The sequence below is a fragment of the Bacillus sp. FSL R5-0447 genome (assembly GCF_038606125.1).
GTDB lineage: Bacteria > Bacillota > Bacilli > Bacillales > Bacillaceae > Bacillus > Bacillus velezensis.
Window position 1 is genome coordinate 3,134,641 of sequence record NZ_CP152012.1, and the last position, 26,065, is coordinate 3,160,705.

24 protein-coding genes and 1 other annotated feature are annotated in these 26,065 nt (G+C 47.1%); of the genes, 9 read left to right on the plus strand and 15 right to left on the minus strand.

The window, feature by feature from the left end; translation table 11 throughout:
* Positions 1–23 precede the first annotated feature (23 nt).
* Positions 24–1,184: an ABC transporter permease gene (locus NYE68_RS15640; protein ID WP_015418029.1), complete on the minus strand. Its 1,161-nt coding sequence runs from the start codon at positions 1,182–1,184 to the stop codon at positions 24–26.
* The gene (locus NYE68_RS15645; protein ID WP_324636503.1) at positions 1,181–1,885 is read right to left on the minus strand and encodes an ABC transporter ATP-binding protein; all 705 of its coding nucleotides are present in this window, start codon (positions 1,883–1,885) and stop codon (positions 1,181–1,183) included. Before NYE68_RS15645 ends, NYE68_RS15640 begins: the two co-directional genes overlap by 4 nt.
* A gap of 280 nt (positions 1,886–2,165) precedes the next feature.
* Between NYE68_RS15645 and NYE68_RS15650 the strand changes: the two genes are divergently transcribed.
* Entirely contained in the window at positions 2,166–2,387 is a 222-nt protein-coding gene (locus NYE68_RS15650) for a DeoR family transcriptional regulator (protein ID WP_003152337.1), read from the plus strand.
* A gap of 127 nt (positions 2,388–2,514) precedes the next feature.
* On the opposite strand, the gene NYE68_RS15655 is transcribed toward NYE68_RS15650, so the two are convergent.
* Positions 2,515–3,234 (minus strand): pseudouridine synthase, encoded by a 720-nt coding sequence (locus NYE68_RS15655; RefSeq protein ID WP_007408795.1) that lies wholly within the window; start codon positions 3,232–3,234, stop codon positions 2,515–2,517.
* A 56-nt stretch (positions 3,235–3,290) separates the two neighbouring features.
* Positions 3,291–4,928, minus strand: coding sequence for a polysaccharide biosynthesis protein (locus tag NYE68_RS15660; RefSeq protein WP_003152313.1), 1,638 nt, complete (start codon positions 4,926–4,928; stop codon positions 3,291–3,293).
* 207 nt (positions 4,929–5,135) lie between these two features.
* Between NYE68_RS15660 and NYE68_RS15665 the strand changes: the two genes are divergently transcribed.
* Positions 5,136–6,401 carry an NAD(P)/FAD-dependent oxidoreductase gene (locus NYE68_RS15665; protein WP_007408798.1) on the plus strand — a complete coding sequence of 422 codons (1,266 nt, stop codon included), beginning with the start codon at positions 5,136–5,138 and terminating at the stop codon, positions 6,399–6,401.
* A gap of 179 nt (positions 6,402–6,580) precedes the next feature.
* On the plus strand, positions 6,581–8,116 hold the full coding sequence (locus NYE68_RS15670) for a BCCT family transporter (RefSeq protein WP_007408799.1): 1,536 nt from the start codon (positions 6,581–6,583) through the stop codon (positions 8,114–8,116).
* A gap of 35 nt (positions 8,117–8,151) precedes the next feature.
* Here NYE68_RS15670 and NYE68_RS15675 read toward each other — a convergent pair whose 3' ends face one another.
* Entirely contained in the window at positions 8,152–8,334 is a 183-nt protein-coding gene (locus tag NYE68_RS15675) for a sporulation protein Cse60 (RefSeq protein ID WP_003152309.1), read from the minus strand.
* Positions 8,335–8,534: 200 nt separating this feature from the next.
* Here NYE68_RS15675 and NYE68_RS15680 point away from each other — a divergent pair, with 200 nt between their 5' ends.
* Genes NYE68_RS15680 through melA form a run of 5 tightly spaced genes read left to right on the plus strand, consistent with a single transcriptional unit; the run spans position 8,535 to position 13,929 of the window.
* Positions 8,535–9,560: a LacI family DNA-binding transcriptional regulator gene (locus tag NYE68_RS15680; protein WP_324636502.1), complete on the plus strand. Its 1,026-nt coding sequence runs from the start codon at positions 8,535–8,537 to the stop codon at positions 9,558–9,560.
* Positions 9,561–9,601: 41 nt separating this feature from the next.
* Positions 9,602–10,879: an ABC transporter substrate-binding protein gene (locus NYE68_RS15685; RefSeq protein ID WP_229041202.1), complete on the plus strand. Its 1,278-nt coding sequence runs from the start codon at positions 9,602–9,604 to the stop codon at positions 10,877–10,879.
* Positions 10,876–11,790 carry a sugar ABC transporter permease gene (locus tag NYE68_RS15690; RefSeq protein ID WP_053573106.1) on the plus strand — a complete coding sequence of 305 codons (915 nt, stop codon included), beginning with the start codon at positions 10,876–10,878 and terminating at the stop codon, positions 11,788–11,790. The genes NYE68_RS15685 and NYE68_RS15690 overlap by 4 nt, the downstream gene beginning before the upstream one ends.
* Positions 11,787–12,608: a carbohydrate ABC transporter permease gene (locus tag NYE68_RS15695; RefSeq protein WP_053573105.1), complete on the plus strand. Its 822-nt coding sequence runs from the start codon at positions 11,787–11,789 to the stop codon at positions 12,606–12,608. Before NYE68_RS15690 ends, NYE68_RS15695 begins: the two co-directional genes overlap by 4 nt.
* A gap of 22 nt (positions 12,609–12,630) precedes the next feature.
* Positions 12,631–13,929 (plus strand): alpha-galactosidase MelA, encoded by a 1,299-nt coding sequence (gene melA / locus NYE68_RS15700; RefSeq protein ID WP_007408804.1) that lies wholly within the window; start codon positions 12,631–12,633, stop codon positions 13,927–13,929.
* A 35-nt stretch (positions 13,930–13,964) separates the two neighbouring features.
* Here melA and NYE68_RS15705 read toward each other — a convergent pair whose 3' ends face one another.
* The 4 genes from NYE68_RS15705 to NYE68_RS15720 form a co-directional block, all read right to left on the minus strand.
* Complete coding sequence (locus NYE68_RS15705) at positions 13,965–14,441, minus strand: GNAT family N-acetyltransferase (protein ID WP_079891821.1); 477 nt, start codon at positions 14,439–14,441, stop codon at positions 13,965–13,967.
* Between the two features lie 84 nt (positions 14,442–14,525).
* A complete protein-coding gene (locus tag NYE68_RS15710; RefSeq protein ID WP_003152299.1) occupies positions 14,526–14,837 on the minus strand; it encodes a rhodanese-like domain-containing protein in 312 nt (103 codons plus the stop codon).
* A gap of 115 nt (positions 14,838–14,952) precedes the next feature.
* The gene (gene leuS / locus NYE68_RS15715) at positions 14,953–17,367 is read right to left on the minus strand and encodes a leucine--tRNA ligase (RefSeq protein ID WP_061860803.1); all 2,415 of its coding nucleotides are present in this window, start codon (positions 17,365–17,367) and stop codon (positions 14,953–14,955) included.
* 108 nt (positions 17,368–17,475) lie between these two features.
* Positions 17,476–17,689, minus strand: a binding site (T-box leader).
* 102 nt (positions 17,690–17,791) lie between these two features.
* Entirely contained in the window at positions 17,792–18,127 is a 336-nt protein-coding gene (locus NYE68_RS15720; protein WP_015418038.1) for a DUF4257 domain-containing protein, read from the minus strand.
* 388 nt (positions 18,128–18,515) lie between these two features.
* Here NYE68_RS15720 and NYE68_RS15725 point away from each other — a divergent pair, with 388 nt between their 5' ends.
* Complete coding sequence (locus NYE68_RS15725) at positions 18,516–19,301, plus strand: STAS domain-containing protein (RefSeq protein ID WP_031378730.1); 786 nt, start codon at positions 18,516–18,518, stop codon at positions 19,299–19,301.
* Between the two features lie 41 nt (positions 19,302–19,342).
* Here NYE68_RS15725 and NYE68_RS15730 read toward each other — a convergent pair whose 3' ends face one another.
* The 6 genes from NYE68_RS15730 to NYE68_RS15755 all read right to left on the minus strand — a co-directional run bounded on the left by NYE68_RS15730 (position 19,343) and on the right by NYE68_RS15755 (position 26,028).
* Complete coding sequence (locus NYE68_RS15730) at positions 19,343–20,527, minus strand: MFS transporter (protein ID WP_053573103.1); 1,185 nt, start codon at positions 20,525–20,527, stop codon at positions 19,343–19,345.
* A 195-nt stretch (positions 20,528–20,722) separates the two neighbouring features.
* Positions 20,723–21,433, minus strand: coding sequence for a TIGR02206 family membrane protein (locus tag NYE68_RS15735; RefSeq protein WP_033574235.1), 711 nt, complete (start codon positions 21,431–21,433; stop codon positions 20,723–20,725).
* Between the two features lie 107 nt (positions 21,434–21,540).
* The gene (locus NYE68_RS15740; protein WP_031378727.1) at positions 21,541–23,481 is read right to left on the minus strand and encodes an ABC transporter permease; all 1,941 of its coding nucleotides are present in this window, start codon (positions 23,479–23,481) and stop codon (positions 21,541–21,543) included.
* A complete protein-coding gene (locus NYE68_RS15745; RefSeq protein ID WP_031378726.1) occupies positions 23,478–24,233 on the minus strand; it encodes an ABC transporter ATP-binding protein in 756 nt (251 codons plus the stop codon). The genes NYE68_RS15740 and NYE68_RS15745 overlap by 4 nt, the downstream gene beginning before the upstream one ends.
* Positions 24,234–24,335: 102 nt before the next feature.
* Positions 24,336–25,340, minus strand: coding sequence for a sensor histidine kinase (locus tag NYE68_RS15750; protein WP_053573101.1), 1,005 nt, complete (start codon positions 25,338–25,340; stop codon positions 24,336–24,338).
* Entirely contained in the window at positions 25,333–26,028 is a 696-nt protein-coding gene (locus tag NYE68_RS15755) for a response regulator transcription factor (protein WP_014418686.1), read from the minus strand. Before NYE68_RS15755 ends, NYE68_RS15750 begins: the two co-directional genes overlap by 8 nt.
* Positions 26,029–26,065 lie beyond the last annotated feature (37 nt).

The window sequence follows — 26,065 nt, forward strand, 5'->3', positions numbered from 1 at the left end:
TTTCCTTTTTCGGAAAGGGATTTTCACATATAAAGAACGGAAAGAATCGCGGCAATGAGACACCAGGCGGAACAGATGACTTGGATGACGGTTAATGCGCTGTTTCGCGCCCTGAAATAGTCATCACTGTCTCTCTTGATACCGCTTAAAACCGGTTTATCCGTGATCCGGTCAAATAAAAGTGACGCGGCATAGCGGCTGACGATCGCAAACAAAATGAGGACTGCCGGCTTCACTAAGACCGGAAGAACGAGAATAAGAGCCGTAAAAGCCGCGGTTAAAAGGTAAAGCTGCCGGAGATACCCGCCGTTTCGGATCAGCACTTTAAAGAACAATTCTTTCCACGCCGTATACGCCGACCGTTTTGTAAAGATGTGCTTTGAGCCGGGATATAAAAACGGCTTGCTCCGCCCTTTATGTTTACCATTCGGGAGCTGCACATCATGGCTGAGCATCAAAACAGAGGCCGCGAATGAAAGCTTGCGCCTGTTCTCCTCAAGCACTTCTTCCTCAAAGGCTGATAATGTCTCCGTCCCTTTCCAAGTCAAAAGAGCGGAACAGATGAACAATATACATCCCGCCGGCCAAAGCCAATACCATTCGGCGGCAAAGACGATCATAAAAAACGCACCCGCCATCAGAACCATCACTTTCAGCCAGCCCGCCGCCTGATTCCCGAATGTCCGCCTGCTGTTTTTTCTGTGCCGGTGCACCGCTAATATTGCAGTATGGAAGCCGAACAGACAGCAAAACATACCCGAATATGCCGGTAAGGTACAGTCACCGTATTGGCGCCATAAGGGAAATAACAATACGGCAAGCGCACCCCATTTGATAAGAGAAAGGAACATCGAATACAAAAGCGCGTACCGTTTCAGCTTTTGCATCAGATGTTTTGCATGCACCAAAAATACGTGATCCGCTTCCAGCAAAAAGGTATGAATAAAACCCGTGCACAATAGCAGGGCACTGAATACATACAGCCAGCCCCATCCTAATACTCCTGCCGCTCCATTAAGAAGCCCTCTGCCGTTCAGCCAATCAGCATATTGATAAACGGCAAATGCGGCAGCGGGAAGAACGATATACAGCGCGACCGTCCAATCAATGACCGTCTGGAACACCTTCCATTGATACCGCCAATAATGAAACAGCCTTTGAAAAAACAAAGCCCGCCCGGTCATCGCTGACTGCTCCGAACCGCTGAATAAAAGCAATCCAGCAGTGAACGGCTCCCCGTTTTTTCCTGAAGCTCCTCTAACGTGCCTTGAAGAAGCAGAGCGCCCTGATCCAGCAAATAAAACCGGTCGCAGATTTTTTCCGCCGTATCCAGAACATGAGTGCACATCAAAATTCCCGCGCCCCTTTCTTTCTCAGCAATCAGCATGTCGGTAAACAGCTTCGTTGAGATCGGATCAAGTCCGATAAAAGGCTCATCAATGATGTAAATATCCGGCTTCGCCAAAAATGCCTGTATGAGCATCAATTTTTGCTGCATCCCTTTTGAAAAACCGGAAGGCAAATCATGTGTTACAGACGTCAGCGAAAACTCTTCAAGCAGCCGCCCTGCCCGCTCACGGCATTCTTCTCCTTCTATACCCCGCAATGACCCGGTCAGCTCGAGATGCTCCCAAAGCGTCAGTTCATCATAAAAACTCGGACGCTCCGGTATGTAAGCATAAGATGAATCATTCCACTCAATACCGCCTTCTATATCCCGGAAAAGCCCGAGAACCGCCTTTATCACTGTGCTTTTCCCCGCGCCGTTCGCTCCGATTAAACCGGCAATTTCACCAGCGTTGACTGACAGAGATACATCAGAAATCACCTTCGGCCTGTCAGCATAACCGGCGCAGACAATGTTTGCATTCAATAATTCTCCCAAACTTCTCACTCCCCCGTTTTCATACGGACATGTATAAAAAAAGTTTCAGTTTCCATAATATTAAAAGCGGACCGGGCATAGTAATGCACCAAGGCGGCACCCATTTGGAAAAAATTATCTGCGCTTATTCCTAGATTCATGTTGTCCATATCGTGTATAATGGAGGCAGTTAAAAGAGAAAAAACAGAATGTCATCCTTTGTTGCTTATTCGTACGAAGTTTTAGAGTCGAAAGTTGTGGTATATCAAGTCCATCCGATCTTATGATAGGGAGTGGTTTTTTGAAACCTTCAACAAATCGTATGCTGACTCGGATTAAATCAGTTTACATGTTCATCCAGGAAAAAGGCCTTGTGACAACACAGGAACTGGTTGATGAATTCGGCATTACACCTAGAACCATTCAGCGAGACTTAAATGTGTTAGCATACAATGATCTTGTTCATAGTCCTAGCCGAGGCAAGTGGGAGACAACACGAAAAAAAGTGAAAATTACATCTTAAGCGAACAATTACATAAGGCCCTTTTCGGCCTGACATGCTGCAAGGCAAAGCAGCGTCTTTGCCTTGTTTTTTGTTCCTCTATATAAAAAGCCCAAAACAAATCTGTTTTGGGCTTTTCTGATATCGATTACACTTCAGCGCCTCTCAGCGTTTCGAGCTCTTCTTCAGTCAGCTCGCGGAATTCTCCCGGTTTAAGATCCGGGTCAAGAGAAACAGCCCCCATCGAAAGCCGCTTCAAATAAGCCACTTCATTTCCGACTGCCTTTGCCATCAGCTTCACCTGATGATATTTGCCTTCTGTAATGGTCAAATGAATCACCGTTTCATCCGGGCTTTCTGTAATGATTTCAACGGCTGCCGGCTTCGTCTTATAGCCTCCTTCAATGACGACGCCTCTTTCCAGATGAACGATGTCTTCCGGTGACAGAGGCGAGGTTAACCGGACCTCATATGTTTTAGGCACATGCTTTTTCGGAGAAAGCAGGCGATGAGCGAGCTGCCCGTCATTAGTCAGAAGCAAAAAGCCTTCCGTATCCTTATCAAGACGTCCTGCCGGAAACGGTTCAAATCGCTGTTCTTCAGGTGTCAGCAGATCAACCACCGTTTGCTGGCGGCTGTCTTCGGTAGCGGACAGGACTCCTTGCGGCTTATTCATCATGACATAAATAAATTCACGATAGTCTGCCGGCTCTCCGTATACCGTGATGTCCTGTTTTTCCGGATCGACATGGGTTTTCACATCTTTCGCCGGCTCTCCGTCAATCATGACAGCCCCAGCCTTGACGATTTTTTTCACATCTTTTCTTGAGCCGAATCCGCTGTTGGCAAGCAGCTTATCAAGTCTCATCCTGATCCTCTCCTTTAAAAAGAAAAGCCCGCGATAAGCGGACTATTCATTATTTCTCAATGGGCGGAATGCCTGCCTCTCCTCAAAACGCGGGGCAGACGGTTTCCAAACATTTTCTGTAAAAATCCGATTCGGTACGCGGCAAACATGTACACCGCACCGCCGACAGCGGCGCAGACAAAGACGACAATCGCCGCATGCACCTGGCCGCTTTGGTATGTTACAAAGAAACTGAGCAGCCATTGAGTCAGCTTGACCGCGACTCCCATCACGACGGACAGGACTGCGATTAAAATGACCCGTTTTATAAGTACCGTATACGAATAGCCCGCATGGCGCTTAATCATGATAAAACCGTACAGAAGAGAAGCGATATAACCGAGCGCCGTTGCCAAGATGGCCCCGTCTCCCTGAAACAGCTTGATCAGCGGCACGTTCAGCACCACTTTTATAATGACGCCGATGAAAAGGCTCACGACAGCAAATTTCTGCTTATTAATCCCTTGCAGGATCGCGGCGTTTACGGTAAACAGAGAAAACAGAATCGCGACAGGCGCGTACCAGAACAATATATCCTGTCCGATATCCGGGCGAAGACTTTCAGAGCCGTAGAAGAACGTATAGGCCGGACCCGATAACACGGACATCCCGACAACTGCGGGAATAACCAAAAACAGAATGATTTGCATCGTCTGGTTAATCTGCTGGTTCAAAAGCTTATAATTCCTGCTCGTAAACGATTCAGTAATCGTCGGAATCAGCGTCAGACCGAAAGCGGTCGCCAGAGAAACCGGGATCATGACAAGCTTCGGCACATAAAGAGTGACAATCGCAAGCATGTCCTGGCTGATATCCTTATGGCCTGCCGCAATCATCGCTTTATTAAACGTATTCGTATCGATATAAGAATACAAAGGAATCGCCAGTCCGACAAATACGTAAGGAGCGGCATAACTAAAAAGCTCAATGAACATTTTTTTATAACTTAAGTTCGCAGACGGGACGAGATTCGGCTTCATCGCCAGAAGATCGCCCTTCCGCTTATTCCAGTAAATATAAAGGACGACAAGCCCTCCGAATGATCCGATCAGCGCCGCAAAAGTCGCGTATCCGACTGCGATGACAAGGCCGCCGTTGATCACTCTTAAAATCAAATACGTTGCGCCCAATAAAAAGATGATCCGGGCAAGCTGCTCCACAACCTGTGAAACAGCTGTCGGCCCCATCATCTGATGACCTTGGAAAAAACCGCGCACAAGACTCATAATCGGCACGACCAAAAGTGCCAGACTGACCATCCGGATAACATAAACGACGTGGTCAATCGTAAGTCCGTTGTTACTCGTGCCGCCGAGAGATGTTTCCGCAAAAAACGGCGCCGAAATATAAAGAATTGAAAAAGCGATCATCCCGGTTACGAGCATAACCGACATTCCCGCTCTCAGCATCCGCCTGCTCGTCTCATAGTCTCCTTTGGAGTTATATTTCGAGACAAATTTTGAAACCGCGGCGGGAAATCCCATCGTGGCAATGTTTAAAAACAGTGTATATTGATTATATCCGTATTGAAACAAAGCTCCGCCCGTCGCTCCGACCATCGCTCCGAACGGGATCAGATAAATCATCCCTAAAATCCGCGATATATAGGTGCCGAGCGTCAGCACGAACGTGCCCCTTAACAATTTGCTTGACATGTTTCCTCATCACCATTTTCTACGAAGATTCAACTTTTCTATTTTAACACAACTGGGCAATTAGACGGTAATAATTACAGCGGGAAACTTTTTGGGAAAACTCTTTAAAAAACAAAATACGTTTAAGGATTCCCTTTCTTTCGCTATAATAGCAGAAAGCGGACATTTCCGCCTATTATACGTGAAAAAGAAAGTTGTTGATGAAAGATGAAACATTATGACGTGATTGTGATCGGCGGCGGCCCGTCCGGTTTAATGGCTGCGATTGCGGCAGGCGAAGAAGGCGCGGACGTATTATTAATCGATAAAGGAAACAAGCTGGGACGGAAGCTGGCGATTTCCGGCGGCGGGCGCTGCAACGTGACCAACCGCCTCCCCGTTGAAGAAATCATCAAACACATCCCCGGCAACGGCCGCTTTTTATACAGCGCGTTTTCCGAATTTAATAATGAAGATATCATCGCCTTTTTTGAAAAACTCGGCATTCAGCTGAAAGAAGAAGACCACGGGCGCATGTTCCCGGTGACGGACAAAGCACAAAGCGTTGTCGATGCGCTTTTGAACCGATTAAAACAACTGAATGTCACCATCCGTACAAATGAAAAAATCAAAGAAGTGCGGTACGAGAACGGCAGGACAGCAGGCATTACGACAAACAATGACGAACACATTAACGCAGACGCCGTCATTATCGCGGTCGGCGGAAAATCAGTCCCGCATACCGGCAGCACCGGAGACGGCTATGCATGGGCGGAAGCGGCCGGTCATACCGTGACCGAACTCTTTCCGACGGAAGTGCCGGTTACGTCGTCAGAACCGTTTATTAAACAAAAAACACTTCAGGGGCTGTCTCTTAGAAACGCGGCCGTCAGCGTTCTGAATAAAAAAGGCAAACCAATCGTCACACACGTGATGGACATGCTGTTTACCCATTTCGGCTTGTCAGGCCCCGCCATTCTCCGCTGCAGCCAGTTTGTCGTCAAAGAACTGAAAAAGCAGCCAGAGGTCAAACTCCGCATCGATCTGTTTCCAGGCATCAACGAGGAAGAGTTATTTCAAAAGATGCACAAGGAACTGAAAGACGCACCGAAAAAAGCGCTCAAAAATGCGCTGAAGCCGTGGATGCAGGAACGGTACCTGCTTTTTCTTCTGGAACGGAACGGTCTTGATCCGCAGACAAGCTTTACGGAATTGCCGAAGGATCAATTCAGGGCTTTTGTCAAAGACTGCAAACAATTTACGGTTGCCGCTGACGGAACGCTTTCTTTGGACAAAGCGTTTGTCACAGGCGGAGGTGTTTCCGTAAAAGAGATTGAGCCGAAACAGATGGCGTCAAAAAAAATGGAAGGCTTATATTTTTGCGGAGAAATACTCGATATTCACGGCTATACCGGGGGCTACAATATCACTTCAGCCTTTGTTACGGGGCGTCTCGCCGGTTTGAATGCAGGACGTTTCTCACGCTCGCTCTAAATGGTTTAAAGCGCACTTACCTGAGCGTCCCCGTTGATAATTGACCAAAAACATGATAGAGTTTTCTGCGTTTTGTTTCACCTGATTGAGGGAATAGGAAGAAAGGATTGATCTGCAATCGTACGACCATACTAAAACAAAATGGCGTATTGAAAAAAATAGTCAGAGGGTGAGAACGTTTGAAGAAGAACATCTCCAGTGTTTTTTGGATTGTGATTGTCATCACAGCCGCTGCGGTTTTATGGGGGGCCATTTCTCCTGACAGCCTGCAGCAAGTCACTGATACGGCACAAAAATTTATTACGGATTCTTTCGGCTGGTATTATCTGCTGGTCGTTTCTATATTTGTCGGTTTCTGTCTCTTTCTCATTGTAAGTCCGATCGGCACAATAAAACTCGGAAAACCCGGGGAAAAACCGGAATTCGGCTTATTATCATGGTTTGCCATGCTTTTCAGCGCAGGCATGGGAATCGGTTTGGTATTTTACGGGGCTGCGGAACCGATCAGCCATTACGCCATCAGCTCTCCCTCAGGTGAAACAGAAACGCCCCAAGCATTTCGTGATGCGCTCCGGTACACATTTTTCCACTGGGGGCTGCACGCTTGGGCCATCTATGCGGTTGTCGCTTTATGTATCGCATATTTTCAATTCAGAAAAGACGCGCCCGGTTTGATCAGCAGCACACTGACACCGCTTTTGGGCGATAAAGTAAACGGGCCGATCGGCAAAGCGATTGACTGTATCGCCGTGTTTGCGACCGTTGTCGGTGTGGCGACAAGCTTAGGGCTCGGAGCGACTCAGATCAACGGCGGTCTGCATTATTTATTCGGCATTCCGAAAACATTTTCCGTTCAGCTGATCCTGATCGCTGTCGTGACCGTGTTATTTTTGATTTCTGCGTGGAGCGGCATCGGCAAAGGGATTAAATACTTAAGCAATACCAACATGGCGCTCGCGGCTATTTTAATGATCTTTATGCTCATTGCAGGCCCGACGGTGCTGATTATGAACTCATTTACCGATTCTATCGGCCAATATATCCAAAATATCGTGCAGATGAGCTTTCGCTTGTCTCCGAATGATCCCCAAAAACGCGAATGGATTAACAGCTGGACCATTTTCTATTGGGCCTGGTGGATATCCTGGTCGCCGTTTGTCGGCATTTTTATCGCCCGTGTATCAAGGGGCCGGACGATCCGGGAATTTTTAATCGGGGTATTGGTGACACCTTGTATATTGGCTTTCTTATGGTTTGCGATCTTCGGTGTATCCGCGATGGATCTTCAGCAGAAAGGCGTATTCAATGTCGCGGGAATGTCAACGGATACGATGCTGTTCGGCGCACTCAGCCACTATCCGCTGACAATGGTGACATCCGTATTAACGCTTGTTCTGATCGCTGTATTCTTTATTACATCAGCGGATTCAGCGACATTTGTGCTTGGAATGCAAACGTCTTACGGCTCATTAGACCCTTCAAACCGGGTGAAAATCATCTGGGGCGTCATCCAGTCCGCCGTGGCAGCGGTATTATTATATTCCGGCGGTCTGGCCGCACTGCAAAACACGGCCATTCTCGCCGCGGTTCCGTTTTCAGTCGTGATCCTTCTGATGATCGTGTCTCTGTACAAGTCATTAGCGAGCGAGAGAAAAGGAATCAAACAAGCGGAGAAATACCAAAAACCGAGAAGTCCCCGCGTCAAAAAAGCATAATGAACAACGAAGCCCGGCATTTCGTCCGGGCTTCTTTATTTTCGGTATAAAATGAGAGCGGAAAAACAATAAAGCTGCTCACCTTCAGGATCACAGGCCGCCGCTACCGTATATTTAATATCAACGAGCTGTTCATCAGAAATCCCCTTTAAAAATGTATTGACTTCAGTCTGCAGATCCTTTTCATGCTCCTCATCAAAAACAGCTATCTTCAGCACATCACCCTCTCCTTTCTCTATCAATTTATTCCGGTTCAATTGAAATATGATAGAGAAAAACAGATTTTCTTTTTTACTGATTTTTACTAAAAGTAACCGAAAATAGTTGTTGAAAACGCTTACTCTCGTATGATAATATCATTTTAACAATAACCAGTTCATTTCTGTTTAGTAAATATTTAGTAAAAAGGAGATGCGAAATGGTCCGTCTCAAAGATATTGCCTTACAGGCATCTGTATCCAGCGCGACAGTATCGAGAATTTTGAATAAGGATGACTCTTTGGCTGTGACTGATGAAACAAGAGAAAAAGTTCTGAGGATCGCCGATGAGCTGGGCTATCAGCCGTCGGCAAAAAGACGGAAGAACCGCAGCCGCAGCGATTCAGCGCCCCTGATCGGCGTTGTCAGCTGCCTGTCACCGGAAGAAGAACGGCAGGATCCTTATTTTTCGGCGATCCGAAAAGGCATTGAGGAAGAATGCTTTCGGCAAAAAATTTTTATCACATCTTCTATCCATCTCGGTTCTTTTCAAGAGCATATGTTTCACGAACTGGACGGCGTCATCGTCATCGGCAGCCTGCAAGACGAGGCGCTTACGAATATCAGCGCCGCTTTCAGGCACGCGGTATTTGTTAACGGCACCCCCGATCCCGCCCGCTACGATTCCGTCAGCGTGGATTTTTATGCCGCAACGCAAAAGGCGATAGAACATCTTCTGTCGCTCGGTTACCAACGGCTCGGTTATATCGGCGGCCGGGAGCGGGAGCATACCGTCATAGACGGTGTAAACAGCAATAAAACGATTGAGGATAAGCGTCTGACCGCTTTCTTACAAATGGCCGGCGCCGAGCCGGAGCATGTACTGATCGGCGAATACAGCATGCACGAAGGGTTTCGGCTGATGAATGAAGCCATCAAAGGCGGAAGTCTCCCCGATGCCTTTTTTATCGCAAGTGATTCGATGGCTGTCGGCGCTTTAAAAGCCTTGCAGGAAGCCGGCCTTCAAGTCCCGCGCGATACGGCGGTTGTCAGCTTCAACGGAATTGATGAGGCAGAATACGCCAGCACGCCGTTATCAACGGTAAAAGTATACACGGAAGAGATGGGCCGGACGGGTGTCAAATTGCTTCTCGACCGTTTAAACGGCAGAACCGTCCCGCTGGCCGTGACGCTCCCCACTTCATTGATTGTCAGACAAAGCTGCGGGTCACAAGAAAGGAGGTGACGTGTCCCGCAGCGTTTATATCATATTTAAAGGAGGAAAAGATGAAACGCTTACTGGCTTTGTTTCTTTCTTTTACTTGCATGATACTTCCCGGCTGCTCGGCAGAACAGAGCGGCGCCGGAGAAAAGCAGAAAACATTGACAGTCTATTCCACCATATCCTCAGACAGCGAACGCGCCGTATTCAGAAAGTTGGCTGATTCATTCCAAGAAGAACATCCGGACATTCAAGTAAACGTTCATTTCCCAGGCAATGACTACGAAAATATGATGAGGGTCAGAATGGCAGCCGGTGACATGCCCGATCTTTTCGACACACACGGCTGGGCCAAAATCCGCTACGGAGAATATACCGCCGACCTCAGCGGCATGTCTTGGACGAAGCGGCTCGATCCGAATTTAAACAGCATGCTCAAAGACGCCAAAGGCAGAATATACGCCTTCCCTCTGAATCAGGCAAAGGACGGACTGGCCTACAATCGCACGTTGTTGGAAAAATACGGAATCAAATCGCCGGAAACAATGGATGATTTTATGAAGGCATTGAGACAGATTAAAGAAAAAAGCGGCGGAACAGTCACCCCCTTCTGGTTTGCCGGCTATGAGAAAAGCTCATTTGCCCAATATTACGATCAATTCGCCGCACCGCTTCTCATCACAGATCCCGCACACCGTTACAAAAAACAACTGTTAAACGGAACCTTCCGCTGGACACACTTCACCTATTTATCTGACAAACTGAAAGAGATGCAAAAGGAAAACCTGCTCAATATAGATGCCGTGACGGCAAAACGGTCCCAGCTCATTGAACTGATGGCGCAAAACAAAATCGCCTTTACGCTGCAGGGCGGCACCCTCGGCCAAGACGTCGCTCAAATCAATCCGAAGGTAAAAGTCGGCATCATACCGACCCCGGCCGTCCACAAGGGAGACGCGCCGGTTTGGATCGGAGGCGAACGTTACACGCTGGCGGCATTCAAGGATTCCCCGCGGCTTGAAGAAGCGAAACAGTTTATCGCATTTATGGCCCGACCCGAGCATGCAAAATCAATTGCCGAAGCGACCTCGCTTCCGGCCGGATTAGTGAATGTGCAAACGGACATTTTCTACGCAAATGACTATAAGCGCTATCAGCATATTAAGGTGCAGCCTTATTTTGACCGCCTTTATTTGCCAAACGGAATGTGGGATGTGATGGGAACAGCCGGGCAGGAGCTGATGGCCGATATCTTAACCCCCGCTGAAATTTCAGCGAAACTCGGCAGGGAATATAAGCGGCTCCGGCTTCAATCTGATTCACGGGGAGCTGAAAAAGAATGAGTGATCTTGCAAGAGAAACCCAAGGATTTCAACATCAAAAGCCGGTAAAATCCGCGTCACTATGGTGGATGTACGTTCCCGCCCTTGCCACGGTTTTTATTTTCATGATTTTTCCGTTTGTCAAAGGCGCTTTTATTACGTTTACAAACTGGAACGGCTTCTCACAGACGTATCAATGGGTGGGAGTCACTCAATATAAAAGGCTTTTTACAGATCCGGACACGTGGCTTGTTGTGAAAAACACTTTGCTTTACGGCATCGGAAGCACTTTTTTTCAGAATATGCTCGGACTTTTATATGCGCTGCTCTTGAATCAGAGCTTAAAAATGAAGGCGCTCACAAGAACGATCGTCTACCTGCCCGTCATTATCAGTCCGCTGATTATGGGATACATTTGGTATTTTATTTTCTCATATGACGGGGGTGCGCTGAATGATGTGCTTGGCGCACTGGGAATCGGTCCTGTCAACGCCTTGGCAAGCCCTGCGGCAAACCCGTGGATTATCGTCATGATTAACACATATCAATACGCAGGCATTGCGATGATTGTATATTTGGCGGGGCTGCAAAGCATTCCGAAAGATTATTACGAAGCCGCAAAAATGGATGGCGCGGGAGGTCTTCAGCCGTTTTTCACCATCACCCTGCCTTTATTGATGCCGGCTGTCACCATCAACATGGTCATCAATATCATCGGCGGGCTGAAGCTGTTTGATGTCATTATCGCGCTGACCGCAGGCGGGCCGGGCAATTCCTCTCAATCGATGTCAACGTTTATGTATGATTTATATTTTAAACGGCAGGATGCGGGATATGCCGCCGCCCAAGGCGTGTTTATGTCCGTCATTATTCTTGTCATCAGCTTTTCGGCTCTCGTGTATTTCAAGCGAAAGGAGACGGAAATGTCATGAAAACAGCCCGAATGCGGATTTTTACGCTGTTGGCAGCCGTTATCTCGTGCATTCATATTGTCCCCTTTTATATTTTGCTGACCACGTCATTAAAAGCAAAAGGAGACTACAGTTCAAAATGGTCGCTGCCATCCGCCTTTTCTTTTCAAAATTTTCGTGAAGCATGGGAACGTGCCTCTCTCGGGCAATCCTTTCTGAACACGATCATCATTACAGCCGTTTCCGCCGCCTTGTTAATTTTCATGGGTTCGCTTGCCGCATACCCGCTCGCAAGAAGAAATACAAAGCTGAACAAAATCGTCTTCGGCCTTTTGATTTCAATCATGATCATCCCGCCTTTGACTTCCATGGTTCCTTTATACAAGATGGTCGCTGATGCGGGGCTGATCAATACGCATGCCGCAGCCATTCTCATTAATACGGCTGCATATATGCCGCTGACCGTTTTCTTATATTCAGGGTTTATCCGCTCTTCCATTCCGAAAGAGCTTGAGGAAGCCGCCAGGATGGACGGCGCGGGATTGATCAGGACTTTTTATACAATCGTGTTTCCTTTGTTGAAACCGATTACCGCAACGGTCTGCATTATTTCCTGCGTGTTTATCTGGAACGATTACCAATTTGCGATTTTCTTTTTACAAGATCAAAAGGTGCAGACATTGACCGTGGCCATGGCGGGATTTTTCGGCGAAAACGCGAACAATCTTCACTTAGTCGCCGCAGCCGCGATCATGGCGATGCTGCCGATGGTCGTATTGTTTTTGGCGCTTCAAAAATATTTTATCTCAGGGCTGTCCTCCGGGGCGGTCAAAGGCTGAGAAGAAAAGGGAGGAATTTCTGTTGAAGAAAATTACATTTATCGGAGCGGGAAGCACGATTTTCGCAAAAAATGTATTGGGGGACTGCTTACTGACTGAAGCATTAAACGGATTTGAATTCGCGCTTTATGATATTGACGCTGTACGGCTGAAAGAATCCCAGCTCATGCTGGAAAACATGAGAGACCGCTACAATACGAGTATATCCATCATCTCCTACGATGACCGAAAACAGGCGCTGAAACACGCCGGCTATGTGATAAACGCCATTCAGGTCGGAGGCTATAAACCCGCGACGGTCATTGACTTTGACATCCCGAAGCGGTACGGTCTCCGCCAGACGATTGCCGATACCGTCGGAATAGGCGGCATTTTCCGTTCCCTTCGCACCATCCCCGTTTTATTTGACATCGCAAAAGACATGGAAGAGGTCTGCCCGGATGCGTGGCTGTTAAACTATACAAATCCGATGGCCTCTCTGACCGGAGCGATGCTCAGACATACAAATGTCAAAACGGTCGGCCTGTGCCACAGCGTCCAGGTATGTACCAAAGATCTGTTTGACTCACTCGGCATGGATCACGAAGGGACGGAAGAACGCATTGCCGGCATCAACCATATGGCTTGGCTTTTGGAGATTAAAAAAGACGGAATTGATTTATATCCTGAAATTAAAAGACGGGCACGCGAAAAACAAAAGACGAAACATAAGGACATGGTGCGGTTTGAGCTGATGGATAAATTCGGCTGCTACGTAACGGAATCATCTGAGCATAATGCCGAATATCACCCGTATTTTATAAAAAGCCGGTATCCGGAGCTGATAGATGAACTCCAAATTCCGCTTGATGAATATCCGAGGAGATGCGCGGAACAAATCAACAATTGGGAAACGATGAGAGACGGCATCATCAACAACCAAAACCTGACGCATGAACGCTCAAAAGAATACGGTTCGAGAATTATTGAAGCGATGGAGACGGGCAAACCGTTCACATTCGGCGGCAATGTGCTGAATACCGGGCTGATACCGAATCTGCCGGCGAAAGCGGTCGTTGAAGTGCCTTGCACAGCCGTCAAAAACCACATTATGCCGTGCTATTCGGGCGAACTTCCCGAGCAGCTCGCGGCGCTCAACAGAACAAACATTAACACACAGCTTTTAACCATCGAAGCGGCCGTTACATTAAAAAAGGAAGCCGTATATCAGGCGGCCATGCTTGATCCGCATACGAGCGCCGAGCTTTCCATGAATGACATCATATCTTTGTGCGATGACTTATTTGAAGCGCACAAAGACCGGCTTCCGGCTTATCACTGATCATTCGCGTTCCGGTCCTGGGCGGCCGGACGCTTTTATATGTTCAGTACCAGTTTGACCGTCTGTAAAGTGTGTCCTTTAAAGTCTTCTTCAAATTCACATACCCATTGAAACCCTTTCGCTTGATAAAAGGATAAGGCAATGCGGTTCTCTTTTTCTGCATGGACATAAAGCTTTTTTACCCCGCCGGACTGCCTGATGCATTCTTTAAGGAGTGCCGTGCCTATCCCGTTTCCCTGGCAATCCGGGTCAATATAGATGGCGGTCAGCTCCGCATTTCCGTCTTTTTGAACCGGGGTGGCATTTGCAAAACCGAGCACTCGCCCCTCTTCTTCTGCCACAAAGAACAGAGAATGCAAGAGCCGGCGTTCCATCATCTCATCCTGATAGGCGGATTCGAGAAACTGATCTTGAATGTGTCTGGGAATAATCCCTTCATACGTATGATGCCAGCTGCGTTCTGCGACTTGCCGGACCTGTTTGATATCGTTTGTTTTCATCGCGCGGATCATCGGTTTCACCTGATTCGCCTCCCGTTTTTTTATAAAAAAAGAAGAAAAAGACGCATATCCCTTTTCTTCTTTCACTTCAAAGCGTTATTTCTTCGGCTTTGTTTCGCCTTCCCACTCCAGCATGCCGCCTTCAACATTAACCGTACGGAAGCCCTGCTCATGTAAATACATACAAACGTTCATGCTTCTTTTTCCGGAACGGCAGATAAATACATATTCCTTGTCCTTGTCTAACGCATCCATCTTCTCAGGGATGTCCCCCATGCGGATGTGAACGGCCTCCGGAATCATTCCTTCGGCAACTTCTTCGTCTTCTCTGACATCAATCAGATACAGCTCTTCTCCCGCTTTTAATTTTTCTTCCAGTGCGGCTGTGCTGATTTCATTTATTTTCAATGTGTGACACTCCCATTCATCTTTATGGTATTAAGTATACCAAAGCCCGCGGTGCAATTTCTATGATAGAGGCTGATAAAAAAGCCCCTCTCTGTAGGAGAGGGGCTTCGCCCGGTCAGTTTGCCACGATATTGACAAGCTTGCCCGGTACGGCAATGATTTTTCGGATCGTTTTTCCTTCAAGCTGCTCTTTTACTTTTTCGTCAGCTTGTGCGAGCTGTTCTAACGCTGCTTTATCAGCATCAGCCGGAACCATTAATTTCGCTTTTACTTTTCCGTTCAGCTGGACGACGATTTCCACTTCATCGTCCACCAGTTTTGATTCGTCATAGGCAGGCCAAGCCTCATATGCAATCGAACCTTCGTGGCCGAGTTTTTCCCACAGCTCTTCAGCCAAATGCGGCGCAATAGGAGAAAGCAGCTTCACAAAACCTTCGATATAGTCTTTCGGCAGTTCATTCGCTTTGTAAGCTTCATTAATGAAGACCATCAGCTGAGAAATGCCCGTGTTAAAACGAAGGGCTTCGAAGTTTTCTGTCACTTTCATGACCGTTTCATGATAGACGCGCTCAAGAGTTTCGCCTGCGCCTTCTGTCACTTTGCCCGTCAGCTCGCCGTTTTCCTCGATAAACAAACGCCATACGCGGTCAAGGAAGCGGCGCGCTCCGTCAAGACCTGATTCAGACCAGGCGATAGATGCATCAAGCGGCCCCATAAACATTTCGTACAGGCGGAGCGTATCTGCTCCGTGAGACGCCACAATTTCATCCGGATTGACGACGTTTCCGCGGGATTTACTCATTTTTTCATTGTTTTCCCCGAGAATCATTCCTTGGTTATACAGCTTTTGGAACGGTTCTTTCGTCGGCACGACACCGATATCGTAGAGGAATTTATGCCAGAAACGCGCGTACAGAAGGTGAAGCACGGCATGCTCCGCTCCTCCAATGTAAATATCAACGGGCAGCCATTTATCCAGTTTCTCAGGTGAAGCGAGCTGATCCGGATTTTTCGGGTCGATAAAGCGGAGGAAATACCAGCAGCTTCCCGCCCATTGCGGCATCGTGTTCGTTTCTCTTCTGCCTTTTTTGCCCGTTTCAGGATCAGTGACTTCCACCCACTCTTTAATGTTGGCAAGCGGTGATTCACCTGTTCCGCTCGGTTTGATCTCATCGGTTTTCGGCAGAATCAGCGGCAGCTCTTCCGCCGGAACGGCTGTTGACGTGCCGTCTTCCCAATGAATGACCGGAATCGGCTCGCCCCAATAGCGCTGGCGGCTGAACAGCCAATCACGCAGACGGTATGTCACTTTTTTCTCACCGTTTTTCGTTTCTTCAAGCCAGGCGATCATTTTTTCAATCGCTTCCGCTTTATTCAGTCCGTTCAGAAAGCCGGAATTGACATGCTCTCCGTCTCCCGTGTACGCTTCTTCTTCCGTGTTTCCGCCTTTTACGACTTCTTTGACAGGCAGGCTGAACACTTTGGCGAATTCAAAATCACGTTCGTCATGCGCCGGCACGGCCATTACAGCGCCCGTTCCGTAAGAGGCGAGGACATAATCCGCTATCCAGATCGGCAGCTTTTCCCCGTTTGCAGGGTTTACGGCATATGCGCCCGTGAAGACGCCCGTTTTTGTTTTCGCAAGATCCGTCCGTTCCAGGTCACTTTTCGCCTGAACTTCTTTAACATAAGCATCTACCGCTTCTTTTTGTTCAGGCGTCGTGATGGCCTCAACAAGCTCATGCTCAGGAGCCAGTACGGCATAAGCCGCGCCAAACAGCGTGTCCGGTCTTGTCGTAAACACGGTAAACGTGTCATTAGTGCCGTCGATCGCAAAATGCACGTTTGCGCCTTCTGAGCGTCCGATCCAGTTGCGCTGCATGTCTTTAATGCTTTCCGGCCAGTCAAGGTCTTCTAAATCTTCAAGAAGCCTGTCCGCATAAGCGGTGATTTTCAGCATCCATTGTCTCATCGGGCGGCGTTCAACCGGATGGCCGCCCCGCTCGCTTTTGCCGTCAATGACTTCTTCGTTCGCAAGCACCGTTCCGAGCGCCGGGCACCAGTTGACCGGCACTTCGTCTACGTAAGCGAGCCCTTTTTCGTACAGCTTGGTGAAGATCCACTGCGTCCATTTGTAATAGTCCGGATCAGTCGTATTGATTTCACGATCCCAATCATATGAAAATCCGAGCGATTGGATCTGGCGGCGGAAATTATCTATATTTTGTTTTGTGAACTCAGCCGGATCATTCCCCGTGTCAAGCGCGTATTGCTCGGCAGGAAGCCCGAACGCGTCCCATCCCATCGGATGAAGCACATTGTATCCTTGCATGCGTCTCATGCGCGAAAGGATATCGGTTGCCGTATAGCCTTCCGGATGTCCGACATGAAGGCCGGCTCCTGAAGGATACGGGAACATGTCAAGCGCGTAAAACTTCGGCTTGTCATTCTCTTCACTGACGGCGAACGTTTTATGATCCAACCAGTAATTCTGCCATTTCTTTTCTATTTTTTCATGCTGAAAACTCAACGTAAAAACCTCCTTCTGATTGAATACGGCGTATGTAGTCCAAGTATTGACGGGATGAGAAAGATTATATTCAGATTATTCTAAAACTAAAAAAACTCCCTCATCCCAAAAAGGGACGAGAGATTTTTATTTCCCGCGGTACCACCCTCGTTAGCGCGGTTTTGAGCCGCACTCACTTGATACTTTTAACGCAGTTATGCGTCAGCGGTTTTGCCGCTGCAACTCTGAGGCGAGTTCGGAAACAGACTTGATTGACTTGCACCGGCCGTCAACTCTCTGATTGCAAAATCTGCTTCTTACTGCTCCTCTTCACTGTTCTTATCGCTACCGTAATCTTACCTGTATTTTATAGAATTCTGTTCATAAGTGCAAGCAGGTTTGTATACAATGGGAATGTACCCGGAACGGGTCATGAGCGGGGATATTATTTTGATGGAGGATTTTTTTGCTGGTGTGGTTTTGCTTCGGCCGAATCACTGTTTTGTTCTCTGACAAAATCAAAGCTCCTGAGAACAGCTTCTCCGCCGTAGCCTGCGATTATGGATAAGATGACGAGTTGAATTCCTGAATCGGGGTCAGCGGATAAGACAAGTAAGATGGAAGCAGCCATTCCGATAAAACCATCTTCCAAAAAACCGAGATAGATAAACCGCTTTGTCATTCTGGGTTTCTCCAGCCTGCCTCTCTTTTTCACATGACCGAGAACCCCCATGATTCCTCCAATTACACAAGCAATTATTACCTGATGCAGCATCTTCATCACCTTCCTAAAGCCCTTATTTAGTAAAGCGACTTCAGGCCATCCAGCCCCCTTACGAATACGATGATTTTCGATATCTACATACCGGCGATTGAGCAGGAAAGTAAAAAGCTTGTTTCTTCCATTATATGTGAACACATGATCGGTAAGCTTGATGCATTAGATTCATTTTTCACCCAGTGACAATGACCTAGTCACTTACTTAGCGATGATGTGCCTTCCCCTTATATATTCAGTGTATATGAGGACAAGCCCGAATGACAAATTGCAAACTTCGGTTGCTTGAATCAGAACATATGTTATGCTACGGTTACTGTAGATTCATTTAAAAAGGGGAGAAACAATGGCTGAAAAAGCGCGCAGCTTTACGGCCAAAAGGGGGTTTTACATGGCTGACTCAAATGTATCCGGAAAACTGGAGCAGCTGGAGCTTATCAAAAAGGCGCTTGATCACGCACGCATCGGCGTGGTGATTACAGACCCCTCTCTTGAGGACAATCCCATCATATATACAAATCAGGGATTTATGGATATGACAGGCTACTCTTCCGAAGAGATATTAGGTAAGAACTGCAGATTTCTGCAAAGCAAAGAAACCGACCGTCAACAAGTCGCGAAAATCAGAAAGAGCTTAACCCAGAAAGAAAAGATCACGGTGCGGCTGAAAAACGTCAAAAAAGACGGCACCCCATTTTGGAATGAACTCAACATTGATCCTCTTTATGTTGAAGACAAGCTCTATTTTGTCGGTTTTCAAAAAGACATTACAGAGCAGAAAGAATACGAAAAGCTCCTTGAGGATTCCCTCACAGAAATCACGACGCTGTCAACACCGGTTGTTCCGATCCGAAACGGCATCTCCGCTTTGCCGTTAGTGGGAAACTTAACGGAAGAACGATTTGATTCAATTGTGACAACTTTGACGGACATATTAACCGCATCTAAAGATGATTACTTAATTATAGACTTATCAGGTCTGGCCGAGGTAAACGAACAGACCGCAGACCGGATTTTCAAATTGCACCACCTGCTTAAATTAATCGGCACGGAATTGATTATCACCGGTATCAAGCCTACCCTCGCCATGAGAATGAATCAGCTTGATGCCAGCTTTTCTTCATTAAAGACGTATTTAAACGTTAAGGACGCCGTCAACGTGCTTCCGGTCGTATAAACAAAAAAATCCCGCCGAAACAGCGGGATTTTTTTATGTCGTCATCGTACTTGGACATTTTGTTTATTAACGGTTTTCAGGCGTTTGTCGTACAGCACCGTCGCTGCGATGCTGACAACAAGAAGCACCATCAGGATCAACAGCAGCACGCTCATTCCGTACTGATCAACCAGCACGCCGCCAAGAAGCGGCCCGATCATTCTGCCGCCCGTCGCCGCACTGTTGACGAATCCTTGGTAAAACCCTTCTTTCCCCTTAGGCGCAAGCTGATTGGCAATGGTAGGCACGGCAGGCCAGACAAGCATTTCTCCGACGGTTAAAATCACCATTGCGGTGAGATACATCGGAAATTGCTTGGCGCTGAGAAGCACGCCGAACGAGACGATAAAAATACAAAAGCCGATGACCATCTGCGTTTTTAACGCACCGGACCATTTTTTCAGAACAGCTCCTATGAGAGGCTGTCCGGCGACAATTAATATTCCGTTTACGGTCCAGAGCACACTGTATAATGAAAGCGGCATACCGATGCTTTGAGTATGTGACGCAACGGTTGTGGACCACTGCGAATAGGCGATCCACCCGAGAACATACCCGCCGCTCAATATGAGAAGCGCCGTAAATTTCGTTCTGCTGCTGACAGGCTCGTAGTCCAGAACAGAAACCTGGCTCGCATGCTGAGTTTTGATATTTCGAAACCCGAAAAATACGATAAGGAAAAACAGCACATACAGCATAGCATTGGCTAAAAACACGTACGTAAACGAGTACGCCGCAACCATCCCGCCGAGTGCCGAGCCCACGGCGACACCTGCGTTCTGAGCTACATAAATCGCATTAAAAGCTCTCCGCCCGCCTTCTTTCCATACCGCTCCCGCCATGGCGTAACTGGCCGGAAACACGATACCGGAACCGAAGCCGACAATGATGAGCAGCCAAATATAAACGGGCCATTGGTGAAACAGAACGAGTCCGAGAAGACTTGCCAATGTGATCATAATGCCCAGCATAATGGATTTGAATCCGCCGATTTTATCAAACAAAAATCCGCCGCATAAATTCCCCGCCACACTGGCACCGGAATTCAGCATCAGAACAATCCCCGCAACAGTCAGCGATTTCCCTAAATGATTATGAATATAGATCGTATTCAGCGGCCACAAAAAAGATGCGCCCGTCACATTGATAAACATTCCGATGATTAATATCTTCAAAGCGCGCGGCATACCGATCCCCCTCTCTCTATAAAAAACCCCATGAAAAAACGGAAACCGCAAGCCGCGGCTCCGTATCGAACACGTTATCATAGCACATTCATTCTATCGCCGCGGACATCTTTTTTCAACATCAGAATCTGAAAAAAATAATGCCGGAATGTTGAAAAAATTACAAATGATTGGATTCACAAAAACAGGCCGGCCTCACGCTCTTTTCCTCAGCAGCCAAAACGGGATATACAGAATGAAAAAGCTCAATATCACCGCCGCTTCCATTGATAGAAGATACCACGGCCAAGGTCCGAAAACATTCAGAAGCGAAGCGGTCTTCGGTTTTTTCATTAAATATAAGTAATTTGCATTCAGCATACGATCAATAAAAAAGACACACGCCCCGTACAGATTTACGATCAGCACCGATACCCACAGTCCGCGCGCCGACGGTCTGTACCTTTCTGCAGCGGCCATGAATAGACAGGTAAGAAAAACACAGCCGTGGGAGACGAAAAACACGATGTACCGAAAATGAGGGAAAGAATACGCCCCTAAATCAGGTGTTGTCATCGCCTGTACGGCGCTGCCCAAACCGGCAAAATAGAGGAAGGCGAACAGTTTTTTGCTTTTTGTCATGACCATCAGCATCGCCAAATAGACGGAAAGGTCGCTCAGCTGCAGCGGCAGAGCTGTTTTCAGCGACCAGGCATGATGACAAAGCAGCCATATATGATAGCTGATCTGCGACACGGCAAGGAGAATGAATAGTACATAGCGGATCATGCGACTCTGGTTGAGCTGTTTCCGGAATATGATCACGCACACCCCAAGCAATCCGATGATCAACAGCGTGAAAATGTGTTCCCTGGAAAATAGATGAAAGGCCCCTGTTTCAGATTTCAATTGAAAATACTTCTGCATAAGGCTCCCCCGCGCGAAAAAATGACGTATGTCTATTCTTTTAAAAATCGCTTTCTTCTATTCATACAAAAAAAGCCTCCGCTTATGCGGAGGCTCCTCGACTTGTTTTACAAGGCGGATTGAATGACCTTTTTATAATATAGCACCGACAGCATGCCGAAGATGGAGTACAGCAGCGTATACAGCGCCATGACGATGATCATCGGCGTCCACACTTCCGTTCCGAATAAAAACCATCCTGACTGAACGGCAAAATAGCTGTGGAACAGCCCGAGAACGAGCGGAATCCCGAAATGATACGCCTGCTTCCGGCGGATGCCTTTCAGCAGATCTCCCGTTGTGAAGCCGAGCTTCCGCAATATCGTATAATCAGCCTTCTCATCCTCACACTCGCCCATTTGTTTAAAATAAAGGATACAGCCTGAGGTAATCAGAAAGGTTAATCCTAAAAACCCGACAATAAACATGACCAGCCCCATGTTTTTCTTTTGCGTGTCAGCCGTTTCAAATTGTGAAAGCGCACCGTCTGAATAGTGCTGCGCCTGAAACAGACCATCAGCTTTTTGGATGTCCTCTTCACGTTTGAGTGTAATGCCGAAAAAACGATTTGATTTTCCCTGAATGGACGGATCGATATCTTTCTCGATCCGGTCAAATACCTGCTGCGTGACGATAACGGTCGGCAGCCCTCCGCTTGTAAATGTATATGACAGGAGGAAGTCGTTCTTCAAGCCCTTATACGCCAGCGGTATTTTATCCGTTTTACCGTTTATATCAATGGATCCTGACGTTTTCAGGTCGAGAAATCTTTTCATCATATCATTATATCCGGTAAACACGGCTTCTCCGTCAGAAAGCTCCGTCCCTTCCGCGTCTTTCTCGCTTATAATCGGCAGCGCCAAGCTGGACGGGTCTTGTTGAAAGCTTTTCATATCGCCGTTTATGATGTTCTTCATATTGACACCGGCTTGAATGGTCTTGATTGTTTTCACTTTGTGTTCAATTCCGTTTTTCTTCAATAAAGCGGTAAATGAGTCAGTCTCCTTTTGGTTATCAAACGCAAAATCCGCGGCTGTATTTTGCTCAGCCGATTTTTCCGCGGAATAGTACGAGATGTAGCTTAAAGACAGCAAACCGATTGCCAGCGCCGAAAGAGTCGTAATAATCGTCAGCAGGACGGCGTTTGACTTCATCCGGAACATGATGGATGACAAAGACAGCACTTCACTGACATTCAGATACCCGCCTTTTGATTTTCGGATGAGATTTGCCAGAAAGCTGACCGAACCTTTATAAAACAGATAGGTTCCGATAATGACCGAGCCGAGAATAAACACCATGGCCGAAAACAGTTCATTCATGCTCGTAAAACTGCCTCCGAATAAATCCGCGGACACGGCATAGCCGGCGATAATGGCCGCAATACCGACAACACCGATCGACATCTGCACCCAAGAAAGCCGTCTTATGCCGCTTTCTGACGATGACGCGGTTTTAAATAAAGACAAAATGCTTTGCCGTTTAATAAATAAGTAATTCATCATCATAATCAGCACGTAAATCGCCCCGAACACAATTAACGTCTGAACGAGCGCCTTGTTTGAAAAAAACAGTGAGACAGAGGCTTTCACACCGACTGTATGAAACAGCATCATCATACATAATTTCGAGAGAGAAAAGCCGGCAAAAATACCGATCCAAATCGATCCGAAATACAAAATGAAATTTTCTGTGCTGAGTATGCGGAAAATGTGCATTTTCGTCATGCCGATTAATCGGAATAAGCCGATTTCCCGGCCGCGCCGTTTAATAAAAATAGTGTTGGCGTACAAAAGAAATACCGACACGATCGCCACAAGCAGTACAGAGGCTGCCCGGATTGCCGCCGCTCCTTTTATGGAGCTTTTCATTTCATCAAGCGCCGGATCGTATTGCATCGTGACAAACGCGAAATAAAGGGCGGCGCTGAACACCAGCGCAAAAACGTAAAGGTAATAGTTTTTCAAATTCTTTTTCAGGTTCTGGAAGATCAAATGATGAATACTCATGCCTGAACCCCGCCCAATACACTTTGCGTTTTCATAATATCCTGAAAAAAGTCCGGTCTGTCCTGGCCGCCTTTATTCAGCTGTGTATACACACGGCCGTCTTTAATGAAAATCACACGTCCGGAATAGCTGGCGGCAACCGGATCATGCGTCACCATCACAATGGTGGCGCGGCGTTTTTGATTCAGACGGCTGAGTTTATTCAGTAAATCCATGGCAGCCTTTGAATCGAGCGCTCCGGTCGGCTCATCAGCAAAAATAATGCCCGGTTCGTGAATAACAGCTCTTGCGGCAGACGTCCGCTGTTTTTGCCCGCCGGAAATTTCACTCGGATACTTATGTCGCAAATCATAGATCCCAAGCTCCTCTGCCGTCTCGGCAAATCGCAGGTCCGCCTCTTTCTTAGACATTTTCGTAATGGATAACGGCAGGAGTATGTTTTCTTTCACGGTCAGGGTGTCCAATAAATTATAATCCTGAAAAATAAAGCCGAGATGCCGTTTTCTGAATTCGGCAAGCTGCTTTTCTTTCATGGATGTAATCTCCGTCTCATTCAGTTTAATGGTGCCCGCGCTCACTTTATCAATGGAGGAAAGCACATTCAAAAGGGTCGTTTTCCCTGATCCCGACGGGCCCATAATGCTGACGAATTCCCCTTTGTGAATCTGAAGATCAATTCCTTTCAGCACCTCTTGTTTATTCAGCTTGTTTCCGTAGCTTTTTTGGATATTGCCTGCTTCTAAAATCATCACGTTCTGATTCTCCTTTTACATTGGTTATCTTTATTTTAAAAACAGAAGCCGTTTTTTTCGTTTGATTAAGCGAACAAAAGAGAAAAGCATGTGACACTTTTGTCACACGCTGAACATGCTGACGGCATCGTTCTGTTTCGGAAACACCAAGGTAAAAACCGTGCCGCTTTCCGGCTCAGAGCGCACGCTGATCTGGATAAGAAGCGGTGCCGCGGCTTTTTGAGCCAAATACAGGCCCATCCCCGTTGACGCGTGATCACGCCTCATTCGCGTCGAGGTAAATCCCTTTTCAAAAATGCGCGGAAGATCTTTGGGCTCGATGCCGATGCCGCGGTCTTCGATATCCACATGCACCCGGCCGTTTTGTTCATAGCTTTTTACGGTAATGTCATCCGCCTCACTGTATTTGACGGCATTGCTTAACAGCTGCCTGATGATGAAGGAAAGCCATTTTCCGTCACTGTGAACGTCTGGTGAATCAAGCTGAATGTCAAACCCGATCCCTTTTTGTATACACCATGATTGCAGATTTTTAATTTCTTTGAAAACGAGCGGCCTGAGCTGAATTCGCTGGAATGATAAATCATTTTCAATAAAGGACAATCGTTTCTGATGAAGCTGCTGGTCCAGAAGATGGTGAATCCGCAGCCATTCATACAGCAAAGGGGCTTTCAGCGGCTGTTCATCAAGGCGCTCAATCATGAGATGCATCGCTGTCATCGGTGTTTTGACCTCGTGAATCCATGACATCAGATCGTCCTTTTCATGCTCTGACGCCGCCTGAAGATCAAGTGAGCTTTTTCTTAACTGCTCTGTCTGCCCTTCAATGCTTTCTTCAACGATAGACTCAAACGGACTGTCAGGCGCTTTAAGGTAAGACATGTCTAAATTGGCGTCCCACTCTCTTAAGCTTTTATAATAGGCGGTCTCTTTACGATAGCGGAACAAGAGAAATACAAGAAACACAAGAAGCGACAAGTAAACAAAATACAGCACTGAAAGAAACGGAATAGACGGATCAATATATGCCGCAAAAAGGAGCACAGCCTGCTGCAAAAGAAACATCGCGATCCAGCTCTTTCTTTCGAGCAGAAATGATTTAATCATAAAGACCGTCTTCTTCCTTTGCGATGTATCCCTGCCCCACCTTGGTTTCAATCATTTTCCCGATGCCTAATTGATCGAGTTTTTTCCGCAGCCGGTTGACATTCACCGTCAGCGTATTATCACTGACGAAACGCTCATCATTCCATAGGCTTCTGATGAGTTCTTCCCTGCTGACGATTTTATTTTTCTGCTCAGCCAGCAGTTTTAAGATCAGCATTTCGTTTTTGGTCAGCTCGACCGAACCGTTTTTACGGCTGACCGTGTTGGTTTCTGTGTCAATGACCGCCCCGCACCATCTTTTCATCAGCGCAGGTTCTGTGCCGTATTGATGCACACGGCGGAACACCGCCTGTATTTTCGCGATTAACACATCAAAGTGAAAAGGCTTCTGAATAAAATCATCTGCCCCGAGCTGCATCGACATGACCATATCCGCGGGATGATCGCGCGAGGACAAAAAGAGAATCGGCACGTTTGATTGGGAGCGTATCATTCTGCACCAATGAAAGCCGTCAAATTTCGGCAGCTGTACATCAATGATCACCAAATCAGGCTTGATTTCAGAAAACTCCCGGATGACCCGGCTGAAATCTTTTATTCCGTGCACCGCAAATGACCAGCCCGTTAATCTCTCTTTCATCTCATGAAACAAAGTGTTATCATCTTCTATTAACAAAATGTGAAACATGGTATCCGCCCTTTTCTGATAGATAGAGGAAAAACCG

Bases quoted from the DNA above. Each gene is read 5' to 3' on its own strand.
- NYE68_RS15640 (WP_015418029.1), bottom strand. From the start codon at position 1,184: ATGACCGGGCGGGCTTTGTTTTTTCAAAGGCTGTTTCATTATTGGCGG.
- NYE68_RS15655 (WP_007408795.1), bottom strand. From the start codon at position 3,234: ATGAGACTTGATAAGCTGCTTGCCAACAGCGGATTCGGCTCAAGAAAA.
- NYE68_RS15660 (WP_003152313.1), bottom strand. From the start codon at position 4,928: ATGTCAAGCAAATTGTTAAGGGGCACGTTCGTGCTGACGCTCGGCACC.
- NYE68_RS15665 (WP_007408798.1), top strand. From the start codon at position 5,136: ATGAAACATTATGACGTGATTGTGATCGGCGGCGGCCCGTCCGGTTTA.
- NYE68_RS15680 (WP_324636502.1), top strand. From the start codon at position 8,535: ATGGTCCGTCTCAAAGATATTGCCTTACAGGCATCTGTATCCAGCGCG.
- NYE68_RS15685 (WP_229041202.1), top strand. From the start codon at position 9,602: ATGAAACGCTTACTGGCTTTGTTTCTTTCTTTTACTTGCATGATACTT.
- NYE68_RS15690 (WP_053573106.1), top strand. From the start codon at position 10,876: ATGAGTGATCTTGCAAGAGAAACCCAAGGATTTCAACATCAAAAGCCG.
- NYE68_RS15695 (WP_053573105.1), top strand. From the start codon at position 11,787: ATGAAAACAGCCCGAATGCGGATTTTTACGCTGTTGGCAGCCGTTATC.
- NYE68_RS15705 (WP_079891821.1), bottom strand. From the start codon at position 14,441: ATGATCCGCGCGATGAAAACAAACGATATCAAACAGGTCCGGCAAGTC.
- NYE68_RS15720 (WP_015418038.1), bottom strand. From the start codon at position 18,127: ATGAAGATGCTGCATCAGGTAATAATTGCTTGTGTAATTGGAGGAATC.
- NYE68_RS15725 (WP_031378730.1), top strand. From the start codon at position 18,516: ATGGCTGACTCAAATGTATCCGGAAAACTGGAGCAGCTGGAGCTTATC.
- NYE68_RS15730 (WP_053573103.1), bottom strand. From the start codon at position 20,527: ATGCCGCGCGCTTTGAAGATATTAATCATCGGAATGTTTATCAATGTG.
- NYE68_RS15735 (WP_033574235.1), bottom strand. From the start codon at position 21,433: ATGCAGAAGTATTTTCAATTGAAATCTGAAACAGGGGCCTTTCATCTA.
- NYE68_RS15740 (WP_031378727.1), bottom strand. From the start codon at position 23,481: ATGAGTATTCATCATTTGATCTTCCAGAACCTGAAAAAGAATTTGAAA.
- NYE68_RS15750 (WP_053573101.1), bottom strand. From the start codon at position 25,340: ATGATTAAATCATTTCTGCTCGAAAGAAAGAGCTGGATCGCGATGTTT.
- NYE68_RS15755 (WP_014418686.1), bottom strand. From the start codon at position 26,028: ATGTTTCACATTTTGTTAATAGAAGATGATAACACTTTGTTTCATGAG.